Below are 11,696 nucleotides of genomic sequence, written 5' to 3' on the forward strand. Positions count from 1 at the left end.
ACTGATATCCCTATGGGAGTCGAAATGAGCATAAAACAATCTGCTTGATAGAGCATCATTTAATTTGCGGGACAACAGGATACTTAAAGGTGTGACCGAGATACAGATTGCTTTAGTAAATATGCTGGAAATCGCATTACAGGAAAAACGGGAAAAGGATGCAGACTTTTTTGCAGATATGTATGAAGCCGTTACCCGCCAGTTTTGTTTTCCAGAGTGGATGCGCTATAATGCCCATTTGCAGCTTGCTTTCGTAAAAAAAGATAAGGGCAGAAGTCTGTCTATTCTTCAAAAAATGTTACCTGCCATGAAAAAAGAATGGAATACGCAAGATTACCAGTTATATCGTAATATCAATGGCAGCAGTTCTACATTTTTTTCCAGTAAACTGGTAAAAACAATCACCGACGAGTTAGCAAACAATGAGGAATACACATTCCTTCGCGAAGGTTCGGAATTTGAAGACATAATAGCACAATTAAAAAAATGAAAGGACGTTATTTTCCCCTTGCAAATGTTACGTTTGCAAGGGGTTTTTCCTATGATATAATTATTATAAAATTTTTTGCAGCCGTGGTGCCTGATAGAAATGCTGACGAAGAGCTTCAGGGTTAGAGAGGGATACAGATGATATTAAGTGTGAGCCGCCGGACGGATATTCCCAATTACTATTCCCAATGGTTTTACAACAGAATAAAAGAGGGCTTTGTGTATGTAAGAAATCCAATGAATACCCATCAGGTGAGCAGAATCGAGATAACGCCGGATGTGGTGGACTGCATTGTTTTCTGGACGAAAAATCCGGAGCCTATGATGGAAAGACTGGAGGAGCTTTCAGCGTATCACTACTATTTTCAGTTTACATTGACCGGATATGGAAGGGATATGGAACCGGGCATTCCGCACAAAAGGGAGAAGATGATTCCCGTTTTTCAGGCTTTGTCGGACAGAATAGGAAAGGAAAAGGTTATCTGGAGATACGATCCTATTATCTTTTCCCAAAGATATACGCCGGCGTATCACCTAAAGGCATTTGAGCAGATTGCAATGGCGCTGAAAGGCTTTACGGAAAAGTGCGTGATAAGCTTCGTGGATGAATATGCAAAAAACAGAAAAAACATGGAATTACTGGGCGCCTATGAAATGGATAGATACCAGCTGCCAGAGTTTGCAAAGAAGATAAGCCGGATTGCAAAAAGAAATGGAATGGATACAGGCAGCTGTGCGGAAAGCATCGACCTGTCAGAGTGTGGAATAAAACATAACTGCTGTATCGATAAGGAATTGATAGAAAAAATCATCGGCGGCAGGATAAAGGCTGGAAAAGATAGAAACCAGCGTGCGGAGTGTGGGTGCATGGAGAGCGTGGAAATCGGTGCCTATCATACCTGTAAAAATGGCTGCAAGTACTGCTATGCGAACAGCAGCGCAGAAAACGTGGCAAGAAACTGCAGTAAATATGATCCAACATCACCGATATTATGCGGAGCGATTGCTGAAAATGACAGGATAACGCAACGCAGGGTGAGATCGTTGACAGAAGAATGATTTTTCGGCAGGGGGAGGAAAAATAAAATGTTAGAAGTAAAATTTTACGATACGGCAGAGGATTCCTTATTAAAGTTTGCTGTCATCATTTCCAAAAGTAATGGCAAATGGGTGTTTTGCAAGCACAGGGAGCGTGATACCTACGAAGCGCCGGGCGGACACAGGGAGGCCGGTGAAGATATTCTTGAAACTGCCAAGCGAGAACTGCGGGAAGAAACAGGGGCTGTTAAATTTACCATAGAGCCGCTGTGCGTATATTCTGTCACGGGAAAAACCAGAGTGAATGAGGTAGGGGAAGAATCCTTCGGGCTTTTATGCTTTGCGGAGATAGAAGAGTTTTCCGGAAAGCTGGAAAGCGAGATGGAGGAGGTTGTGCTTATGGATGATCTGCCTGAAAATTGGACATATCCATTGATACAGCCTAAGCTGATTGAAAAGTATGTGCAATGGGAAAGGGGTGTTTATAGTCAGGTGCAGTCAGCGGCGAAACAGACCATAGAATACATAAAGCAAGTCATTAAACCGGGGATGAATTTACTTGAAATACGCAGGCTGTGCGAGGAAAGGCTGTTAGAATGGGGGGCGGATTCTTTTTGGTATTGGGATGTGGGGGCATTTGTATTTGCCGGGGATGAAACAACGGTTTCAGTATCAGGCAAGAAGTATGTAACTAGCGATAAAGTCATAGAAGATAGCGATATTATCACAATTGATTTAAGTCCTCAGAGGGGGAACATATGGGGTGATTATGCCAGAACCATAATTCTGGAAAATGGGAATGTGATAGATGATATAAATCACATCAAAAATGCGGAATGGAAAAGCGGACTGCAGATGGAAGAAATGCTGCATACAGAGCTATTGCGTTATGCTGTGAGGGAAACAACATTTGAAGAGTTATACTATCATATGAATGAGTGTATAACGGAAAATGGATTTGTAAATCTTGATTTTATGGGAAATTTGGGACATTCTATTGTGAAGATCAAGAAGGATAGAATTTATATCGAGAAGGGCAATAAGACAAAGCTCGGTGACGTAAAGTATTTTACATTTGAGCCGCATATCGCTGTCCCAAATTCAAAGTATGGATACAAGAAAGAGAACATTTATTATTTTGCCGGAGATAAGCTTGTAGAGCTTTAAAAATCAGAGAACATTTTGCCGGAGATCACTGTTAAAAATGGAAAAGCGGAGGGATGGGTATGTTGCTTTACAGTGAGCGGATAGAGATTATTTTACAACAGGTACAGCTGCAATCAGTGGTACGGATCACAGACCTCACAGAGCTTCTGCATGTGTCCATAGATACGGTGAGACGGGATTTAAAAAGCATGGAGAAAAACGGTCTTGTCAGGTGCGTGCGGGGAGGCGCCTGCCTGCCCAATTCCCTGACAGCGCTTTCGGATTTTTCCGGGGAAGAGATCATACATATTGATTTAAAAAGGGAAGCCGCAAGAAAGGCATTAAGGTGTATCCATCCGGGGGATGTAGTGGCTTTAAATGCAGGCACCACAAATACCATTCTGGCCCAGGAGCTTGCTTTTAGAAACGATAAAATTACGGTGATTACCAACAATCTGGCAGCGGTCAATATCTTAATGCAGAATTCCTATATTCATCTGATTGTTATCGGCGGCATGGTAGACGTAATAGAAAAAGCCACTTACGGAAGAGTTTGTGAAAATGAATTTTCCAGCTATTATCCGGATATTGCCTTTTTGTCCATAGATGCGGTGGATGATCAGGAGGGGTTTACGGATTTCAGAATGCAGGAGGTGGGGGTAATTGAGCTTTTGGCGCAGCAGGCACGGCAGACAATAGTGGTTATGGATTCCAGCAGACTGGGAAAACGCTCTCAGAAAAAGGTGCTTCCTCTTCATAAGGTGGACAGGCTTGTGGCGGATGACAACGTGCCGAAAAGACTAAAGGAAAGATATGAGCGCAAGGGTCTTTTGATTGAATAGGCGGTAATTATCAGGGTTTCTTTGTACCATGGGAAACAGAAGAAGTGAGGGGCGGCCATGATAGAATATTCTCATATTTTTAAAGAAGGAAAAAAACAAAAATACGGAATTGTCAGTAACCTCTTGTATAATATGCGGTGTGCCTGGGAATATGACAGGAAGCTGTTTTGGTATCAGCTTCTGCCCATTGTTCCCAGCGTGTCTGCGGCCTATTTGGGAACGCTGCTTCCGGCATGGGTGGTGCGGGGGCTGGAAGAGGGCCGGGGCATGGAGTATCTTGTGGGCGGCATTTTTGCCCTTGCCCTTACTATGTGGTGCTTAAATCTTGCAGCAGAGAGCATGATCCAGTACAGATACCGGAACAGTGCGCTTTTGCGGAATTATTATGCCAAGCGCTGCTTCCAAAAGATCATGGACATGGATTATGATGTGACGGAGGCTCCGGAAAATCAGAAAATCATCGGCAATACCTGGAGATCCTTGCGCAATCCCTATAATTTTGTCAGCGCTGCCAATGATGCGCCGGTTATGCTGGAGGCGGCAGCAGCCGTGATCCTTTATGGAATTTTGCTGGGAAGGCAGAGTCTGCTGCTTTTGCTTCTGCAGGCAGCCTCTGTGGGCATCAGTCTGTGGCTTTTGGGCGTGGCAAGACGGAAGCATACCAGCCAACAGGGAGAGCTGAGCCGTTATGCCAGGGAAACCGCTTATATCAGCAGGCAGTCCATGGAAAGCTCCTCCGGCAAGGATATTCGTATCTACCGACTGGCAGACTGGATTTTACAGAAATATGAGGACTCTCTCACTCATATGGACGGAATTTTCCGGGGAATCCACAACTGGTATTTTTTAAAGAGCTTTTCCGACTGCGTGGTGCGCTTTCTGGTAAATGGCTTTGTGTGGGGCTATCTGCTTTTGAAGCTGGTGGAGGGAGAGCTGGCTGCAGCGGAGTTTGTATGGTACATGGGCCTGGTGAATGGATTTTCCTCTTATTTTGAGACGATGATCCGCATGCTGATGACATTATCTCCCAGATGTGTGGCTATAAGCTATATCCGGGAAATGCTGGATATGGAAAACCAATGGGGAAAAGAAAAACAGCAAAAAGAAGAACAGGAAGAACAAAAGAAAAAGCAGGATGAGAGACAGGAAGAGACACAGGCAGAGACACAGGCAGAGAGGGGAGCGCAGCTGGAGCTTCGGGATGTATCGTACCGGTATCCGGGAAAGAAGGAGCCTGTTCTTTCCCATATCAATCTGACCATTGCACCGGGAGAGAAGCTGGCGCTGCTTGGGCTGAACGGAGCAGGAAAAACCACCCTTGTAAAGCTGATCTGCGGCTTTTACCAGCCCACAGAGGGAGAGATTCTTCTAAACGGCATTCCTGTGAGGGATTATGACAGAGAGGAATATTATAGTCTGATATCCGTGCTGTTTCAGGATTTTACCCTGCTGCCTCTGTCGGTGGACGAAAACATTACGGGAAGGGATGCCGGAGAAGCCCGAAGCTGTGATCTGGAGCAGAGCCTGAAGCTTTCTGGCTTTTATGAAAAATATGAAAGACTGCCTAAGAAGGGGGAGTCTCTTTTGATCAAGGAGGTCAACGAACAGGCGGTTGATTTTTCCGGTGGGGAAAAGCAAAAGCTTTTGTTTGCAAGGGCATTATATAAAAGGGCTCCTTTTTTGATTCTGGACGAGCCTACCGCGGCCTTAGACCCCATTGCGGAGAATGAGATGTATCTGAAGTTTAACGAGGCAGCCAGGGGGCGGACGGCTCTTTATATCTCCCACAGATTATCAAGCACCCGGTTTTGCGACAGAATCGTGCTTTTAGAGCACGGAAGAATTGTGGAGGAGGGCACCCATGAAAGCCTGCTTTCGGGGGATACCAGATATGCCAGGCTGTACCAGGTTCAAAGCAGGTATTATAAGGAGCAGGAAAAGCGTAAGGAAAGAAGCCGCATTATGGGAGATGAATATGTAGCGCAGGAAGGGGGAGAGGAGGGCATATTTTATGAATCGGCAAGACTTTAAGGCTATTTTAAGGCTCCTCTCGGACTTTTGCAGAAAGCAGAAAAAAATCGTTTTAAACATGACATGCGCCGCTGTGCTGGAGGCGGTGCGCCCTTATATTACAGTGGTGCTCATGGGCTTTTTGCTGGATCAGGTGTATGCAGGCGCACAGCTGGGGGAGCTGCTTGGATATGCCCTGGGGGCGCTTTTTGTGAATATGCTTCTGCAGATGCTGCAGGCTTGGACGAGAGAGAGCTTTAACCGGAAAAATGAATATATCAAGGAGATCGAGGCTGGATATCTCAACGAGAAGGCTTTGAAAATGGATTATGAGTATCTGGAGGATTTTCATGTGCAGGAGCTTCGGTTCAGAGGGCAGAATCATTCCTCCTTGGGCACAGTGGGCTGGATGCTGTATCAGCTTGAATTTTTAATTACCTCCGTGGTATCCATTTTTATTTCCCTTTGTATTTTACTGCCGCTGTTTGCAGGAAAAAGCGGGGCGGGAGAGGGCTTTATCGCCTCCTGGCAGAGTGCGGCGATTCTCTTTTGTCTGCTGGGGGCTATGATCGTGTTTAACTACAAGCTGAGTCTTGGTTATACTGCGCGGTTAAAGGAAATGGAAGATGATATGGCCAGGGAATACAATCAGCTGGATTATTATATGGATATCTTGTCCAGAACTGACGCCCAGAAGGATCTGCGCATTTACGGACAGCAGAAGATCATTTTGGAGGATACGGAAAAAAGCGCTGAAAGGATGAAACAGGGCGAGAAGGCCCAGACAAGACTGTTTGTGAGAAAACAGCTGATTGGCAGAAGCCTTTCGGACTTATCCGGCCTGCTTGTGTATCTGTTTACCGGACTGAGAGCCTATGCGGGGGTGATTTCCGTGGGCGGCGTGGTCACCTACGCCTCCAGTATCCTGCAGTTTTCCAAGGCGGCAGCCAGACTTGCGGATTCTATGGGATATATGAAGCAGGTGGCTCTTTATGCAAGGGATTACGGGGAGTACATGGATTTGGGAAAGGGGAAAAAGCAAGGCGTAAAAAAGCTGGAGGAGCCTGGAGAGGGCGAATTGTCCGTGGAATTCGAGCATGTGTCCTTCCGGTACCCGGGAAGCGAGGAATATGTGCTTCGGGACCTGAATCTGAAGCTGGACATTGGAAAACGGATGGCTATTGTAGGGAAGAACGGCTCCGGAAAGACCACCTTTATCAAGCTGCTCTGCGGGCTGTATGACGTGACGGAGGGCTGTATCCGGGTAAACGGCGTGGATATCAGGGAGTATGATCATCAGGAATACTGCAAGCTTTTTTCTGTGGTGTTTCAGGATTTTAAGCTGTTTTCCTTTCCCCTTGGGGAAAATATTGCGGGAAATACACAGGCGGATGAGGGAAGAGTGAAGGATGCCTTGGAACGGGCGGGCTTAGGAGAGCTTCCGGAAAAGCTGGAGGATGGAATTTATACTTATGTGGACAGGGAATTTGATGATACAGGGGTGGTATTTTCCGGTGGGGAAAAGCAGAAGATAGCCATTGCCAGAGCCATCTATAAGGACGCGCCCTTTGTGATTATGGATGAACCTACCGCAGCCCTGGATCCTCTTTCAGAATGTGAGGTTTATGCAGGATTTGACAAAATAGCGGGTGGCAAAACAGCCATTTATATTTCCCACAGGCTGGCTTCCTGCCGTTTCTGTCAGGATATTCTTGTTTTTGACGGGGGACGGGTGGTTCAGCGGGGCAGCCATTTTGAGCTGGAAAAGGAGGAGGGGCTGTACCGGGAAATGTGGAATGCCCAGGCGCAGTATTATCAGAGCTGAAAAGGAGAGAGAAAGGATATGCAGATAGACAGAGAGCGAGCAAAAAGCGCCTTTTGGGCGTATGTAAATGGTTTTGATGTGCAGAAGGATATGATCCGGCTTAAGGTGGAGCACACCTTCAGGGTAAGTCAATTATGTGAGGAAATCGCCGATTCCTTAGGACTGTCTAAAGAGGATAGAGACCTTGCATGGCTGATTGGCCTGCTTCATGATTTGGGAAGATTTGAGCAGCAAAGGAGATATGGAACCTTCAATGACGCCCTTTCCATTGATCATGCCAGGTACGGGGCTGAGCTTTTGTTTGGGGAAGCTGAGTCCGCTGTAAGCATCCGGGATTTTGTGGAAGAAGACAGCGAGGACGGACTGATACGGACAGCCGTTTTTTACCACAGCGCCTACCGGATTCCTGAAAATCTGGATCATAGGACGGCAATGTTCTGCAATATCCTGCGGGATGCGGACAAAATAGATATTTTAAAGGTAAATGTGGAATTTCCCCTGGAGGAGATTTATAATGTGAGTACAGAGGTGCTTTATGGTGAACAGGTTTCCCCCCAGGTGATGGAAAGCTTTTTTGAGGGACATGCAGTGCTGCGGAGCCTGAAAAAGACGGCGGTGGATCATGTTGTGGGACATATTTCCCTGGTATTTGAGCTGGTTTACCCCAAAAGCATCGAAATCGTAAAAAAACAAGGATATCTGGAGAAGCTGCTGCATTTTCCCTCCAAGAATCCATTGACCAGGCAGCAGTTTGCCCAGATTCGGGAGAAAATGAAATGAGGTAAAAATGGACGTAGAAGCAATTTTGAAACAGGTGGATGAATATTACGGGGAAAACAAGGGGCAGGAGGCGGAGCGGCTGCTTAAGGAAAGCGTTTCCCAGGCCCAGAGGGAGGGAGATGACAACAGCCTTCTTTCGCTGTTAAACGAACTGATTGGCTATTACCGGGAGACCAGCCGCACAGAGGATTCCTATGAGGCGGCTGGGCAGGCCCTTCATCTGGCAAGGCAGATGGGACTTACGGACAGCATTCCCTATGCCACAACCCTGTTGAATGCCGCAACGGCTTACAGGGCGGGAGGAAGCCTTCAGGAATCTCTGGACTGCTACAGGCAGGCCAAGGAGGTTTATGACAGACTGCTTCCTGAGGACGATATGCTTAAGGCCAGCCTGTACAATAACGTAAGTCTTTTGTATCAGGAGATGGGAGAGTTTGAAAGGGCAGGGCAGTGCCAGGAAAAGGCTCTTGAGATTGCAGAAAAAAACAAGGCCGCGTATGAAGCGGCGGTAAGCAGGGCAAACCTTGCGGGAACCTGTCTGAACCTTGGTCAGGATGAGGCGGCATTTGCCTATGCAAAGGAAGCAGCAGAGGCCTTCCAAGAAATGGGCGTGGAGGACACCCATTATGCGGCGGCCCTCTCGGCCATGGGCTCCTACTATTATAAAAAGAAGGAGTACGCCCGGGCTGCGGAGACATTCAGAAAAGCCATGAACAGGATAGAGGCAAGCCTTGGGAAGAATGAGCATTACAGGAGGCTTGCGGAAAACGTTTCCCTCTGCGAGGCCGCAGCGGCCAGGGAGGATGAACAGGGACTTGCCCTGTCCAGAGAATATTATGAAGCCTACGGCAGACCTATGCTGGAACAACAATTTGCCCCGTACAAGGATAAAATTGCAGCAGGGCTTGTGGGGAAGGGCTCGGACTGCTTCGGCTTTGACGACCGGTATTCCAGAGATCACGACTGGGGGCCTGATTTCTGCCTCTGGGTGACGGAGGAAACCTACCAGGAGATAGGGGAGGCGCTTTCTAAGGCCTATGAGAGCCTGCCTGTGGAGTTTAAGGGCTTTCAAAGAGTGGTGACGGATACCGGCCGGGGAAGAAGAGGCGTTATGACCATTTCCGGCTTTTACAAAGGGCTGCTGCAGGCAGAGCGCTACGAGGACATCGATTGGAGCAGTGTGCCGGACGCGGCTCTTGCGGCGGCGGTAAACGGAGAGGTTTTTGTGGATCAGGAGGGGATTTTTTCTCAATTCCGCCAAAAGCTTTTCATGGGATACCCGGAGAACATAAGATATTTGAAGCTGGCGGAGAGCAGCGCCCGCTTTGCCCAGACGGCCCAGTATAATTATGGAAGAATGAAGGGGCGCGGGGATCAGGTGACGGCTCGTATCATGCTGGCGGACGGCGTCAGGGAAGCTATGAAGCTGCAGCATTATATAGAAGGGAAATATCCGCCCCACGATAAATGGCTTTATAAAAGCACCTTGCTGCTTTCTGCCGGGGAAACCCTGTGCGGACTGCTTGCGGGGATTCTAAGAGAAAAAAACCCGGAGGAGCTGATCGAACAGACAGGGGCTTTTCTGGCAAAGGAGCTGTATGACAACAGCTTTATCAGCGATACGGATTCCTATCTGGACGCCCATACCCAGGAGCTGGTATATAAGGCGGGCATCAGCGTAAAAAGCGATGAGGAGCTGGTGGAAGAGATTGCCAGACTGGAATTTGAGGCCTTTGACAAGGTCCATAATGTAGGGGGAAGAGCCAGCTGCCAGAACGACTGGCCCACCTTTTCCATTATGCGAAAAAGCCAGTATCTCACCTGGAACCGCACCATGCTTCTGCAGTATTTATATGATTTCCGCCGGGAATACGAAAGAGGACATAATCTGATCGAGGAAAAGTACGGACGTATGATGGAAAGCACTGCCCCCGGGGAATATGAAAAGATCAAGGATCATTTTCCCGCGCTTTCCCAGGAAAAGAAGCAGATCATCGAGCAGATTGTAAAGCTTCAGGTGGGATGGATGGAAGAATTTTCCCAAAAGTATCCCCATCTTGCACAAAACGCAAGAAGCGTCCACACCTATGACGACAACCTCTATAATACCTCCTATGAGACCTACCTTCGGGGAGAGCTTGGCACCTACTCCGACAAAATGCTGGAGCTGTACGGACGGTATGTGGTGGAATATGCAAGGGAAAACAGAAATCTTACCTTTGACATTATGACAAACAGCGTGAAACTTTACGGCTATGCGGATTTAGAGGCGGCCGAGGCGTTTATGAAGCTTTAGCATAAAATACTCCCAAATGCACATAATACCTGTCAGATACCGATAAGGATAGAGCTGATAAGGCTTGCATGGAAAAAGGAGAGTGTGCTATGGATATCGGAGGAACCACTGGAGAAACTGGATTTCCCTTTGGGGAGCTGCCCCTGGGCTTTGGAATGGCCCTTGCTGGGAACGAACCGGCTCTGCGAGGCTACGCCGGGCTGACAGAAACCGAGAAGGAGCATTTGATCCTTCGCTGCAAAGACGCGCGGTCCAAGGAAGAAATGGAAAAAATTGTAAATTCTCTGGTGCCGGACGGAGACTTAAATTCCGTTGTGGCCACGGAAAAAGAGATGGAAGAGGGAATCGGAAGCGGGGACAAGCTGCTTTGACCGCCTGCAGGAAAATGGCGGAACGTTTCCCGGAAAAGAGGCGTGAGAAGGTACGGCGGATGGTCAACACCATCCGCCGTCTATTGTGATAATCTGGCCTGTCATATAGGAAGGAGCCTGGGCGGTCTGCAGGATGAGAGCGGCAGCCTCTTGGGGCGTTCCCAGTCTGTCAGCGGGAATTTCCCTTTTTAACGCCTCCAGCTCTTCCTTGGAAAAGCAGGCGTTCATGGAGGTGTCAATCACTCCGCAGGCCACTGCGTTTACCTGAATGTTGCTGGGAGCCAGCTCCTTTGCCAGCGCCCTGGTAAAGGCGTTTACCGCCCCCTTGGAGGCGGAATAGGCCACCTCCATGGAAGCCCCCACGCTGCCCCACACCGAGGAGACGTTGATGATTTTCCCCGAATGCTTTTTCAGCATCAGTGGAATGGCATATTTGCAGGCATAAAAGCAGGAATCCAGGTTTACGGCCATAAGCCGTCTCCAGTCCGCCGGGGACATTTCAGATAAAAGCCCCACATAGGAGATGCCTGCGTTGTTGATCAGCACATCCAGTGAGGAAAGCCCTGAAAACACCTGGGCCACCTCTTCTATATTGCCCATATCGGCCCTGAGCGGCCTGTAACAGCCTCCGTACTGTGCAGAGAGCTCCTTTGTCAGCGCCACAAGCTCCTCCATGGACCTGCTGCAGGTTAGAAGCAGCGAATAACCGGCCTCTGCGAAGGCTTCTGCGCAGGCCCTTCCGATGCCTCTGGAGGCTCCGGTGATCAGGGCGGTTTTGGGAGGCTCTTTTTTTTCTTGTAAAAACGGTTCCATAGTACTTCCTTTCCCGGGTGCCGTAAAGACATCCATTCTCCTCTATAGCCTATCACATGCAGCCTTGCTTTTCCAGATAAAAACTG

The 11,696-nt window shown here is 48.0% G+C and carries 10 protein-coding genes; 9 read left to right on the forward strand and 1 reads right to left on the reverse strand.

Annotation, left to right across the window (positions count from 1 at the left end; all coding sequences use genetic code 11):
- Positions 1-91: 91 nt before the first annotated feature.
- The 9 genes from SHK35_RS09805 to SHK35_RS09845 all read left to right on the forward strand — a co-directional run bounded on the left by SHK35_RS09805 (position 92) and on the right by SHK35_RS09845 (position 10,797).
- Entirely contained in the window at positions 92-490 is a 399-nt protein-coding gene (locus tag SHK35_RS09805) for a hypothetical protein (protein ID WP_318709636.1), read from the forward strand.
- Positions 491-627: 137 nt separating this feature from the next.
- Positions 628-1,548 (forward strand): DUF1848 domain-containing protein, encoded by a 921-nt coding sequence (locus SHK35_RS09810; RefSeq protein ID WP_318709637.1) that lies wholly within the window; start codon positions 628-630, stop codon positions 1,546-1,548.
- A 27-nt stretch (positions 1,549-1,575) separates the two neighbouring features.
- Entirely contained in the window at positions 1,576-2,694 is a 1,119-nt protein-coding gene (locus SHK35_RS09815; protein ID WP_318709638.1) for a M24 family metallopeptidase, read from the forward strand.
- A gap of 59 nt (positions 2,695-2,753) precedes the next feature.
- A complete protein-coding gene (locus SHK35_RS09820) occupies positions 2,754-3,515 on the forward strand; it encodes a DeoR/GlpR family DNA-binding transcription regulator (protein WP_318705076.1) in 762 nt (253 codons plus the stop codon).
- 57 nt (positions 3,516-3,572) lie between these two features.
- Positions 3,573-5,546, forward strand: coding sequence for an ABC transporter ATP-binding protein (locus SHK35_RS09825; protein WP_318709639.1), 1,974 nt, complete (start codon positions 3,573-3,575; stop codon positions 5,544-5,546).
- Positions 5,527-7,350 (forward strand): ABC transporter ATP-binding protein, encoded by a 1,824-nt coding sequence (locus tag SHK35_RS09830; RefSeq protein WP_318705074.1) that lies wholly within the window; start codon positions 5,527-5,529, stop codon positions 7,348-7,350. Before SHK35_RS09825 ends, SHK35_RS09830 begins: the two co-directional genes overlap by 20 nt.
- A gap of 18 nt (positions 7,351-7,368) precedes the next feature.
- The gene (locus SHK35_RS09835) at positions 7,369-8,130 is read left to right on the forward strand and encodes an HD domain-containing protein (RefSeq protein WP_318709640.1); all 762 of its coding nucleotides are present in this window, start codon (positions 7,369-7,371) and stop codon (positions 8,128-8,130) included.
- Between the two features lie 7 nt (positions 8,131-8,137).
- Positions 8,138-10,426 (forward strand): DUF4125 family protein, encoded by a 2,289-nt coding sequence (locus tag SHK35_RS09840; protein ID WP_318709641.1) that lies wholly within the window; start codon positions 8,138-8,140, stop codon positions 10,424-10,426.
- Positions 10,427-10,515: 89 nt separating this feature from the next.
- Positions 10,516-10,797 carry a hypothetical protein gene (locus SHK35_RS09845; protein WP_318709642.1) on the forward strand — a complete coding sequence of 94 codons (282 nt, stop codon included), beginning with the start codon at positions 10,516-10,518 and terminating at the stop codon, positions 10,795-10,797.
- A 63-nt stretch (positions 10,798-10,860) separates the two neighbouring features.
- Here the strand turns inward: SHK35_RS09845 and ymfI are convergent, their stop codons facing one another.
- Positions 10,861-11,610, reverse strand: coding sequence for an elongation factor P 5-aminopentanone reductase (gene ymfI / locus SHK35_RS09850; protein ID WP_318709643.1), 750 nt, complete (start codon positions 11,608-11,610; stop codon positions 10,861-10,863).
- Positions 11,611-11,696: the final 86 nt, after the last annotated feature.

The sequence above is a fragment of the Candidatus Acetatifactor stercoripullorum genome (assembly GCF_944382095.1).
In the GTDB taxonomy this organism is placed as follows: domain Bacteria; phylum Bacillota; class Clostridia; order Lachnospirales; family Lachnospiraceae; genus Acetatifactor; species Acetatifactor stercoripullorum.

What these genes read in the sequence shown, in the direction of transcription:
- SHK35_RS09810 (WP_318709637.1), top strand. Translation starts at nt 628, where the DNA reads ATGATATTAAGTGTGAGCCGCCGGACGGATATTCCCAATTACTATTCC.
- SHK35_RS09815 (WP_318709638.1), top strand. Translation starts at nt 1,576, where the DNA reads ATGTTAGAAGTAAAATTTTACGATACGGCAGAGGATTCCTTATTAAAG.
- SHK35_RS09820 (WP_318705076.1), top strand. Translation starts at nt 2,754, where the DNA reads ATGTTGCTTTACAGTGAGCGGATAGAGATTATTTTACAACAGGTACAG.
- SHK35_RS09825 (WP_318709639.1), top strand. Translation starts at nt 3,573, where the DNA reads ATGATAGAATATTCTCATATTTTTAAAGAAGGAAAAAAACAAAAATAC.
- SHK35_RS09830 (WP_318705074.1), top strand. Translation starts at nt 5,527, where the DNA reads ATGAATCGGCAAGACTTTAAGGCTATTTTAAGGCTCCTCTCGGACTTT.
- SHK35_RS09835 (WP_318709640.1), top strand. Translation starts at nt 7,369, where the DNA reads ATGCAGATAGACAGAGAGCGAGCAAAAAGCGCCTTTTGGGCGTATGTA.
- SHK35_RS09840 (WP_318709641.1), top strand. Translation starts at nt 8,138, where the DNA reads ATGGACGTAGAAGCAATTTTGAAACAGGTGGATGAATATTACGGGGAA.
- SHK35_RS09845 (WP_318709642.1), top strand. Translation starts at nt 10,516, where the DNA reads ATGGATATCGGAGGAACCACTGGAGAAACTGGATTTCCCTTTGGGGAG.
- ymfI (WP_318709643.1), bottom strand. Translation starts at nt 11,610, where the DNA reads ATGGAACCGTTTTTACAAGAAAAAAAAGAGCCTCCCAAAACCGCCCTG.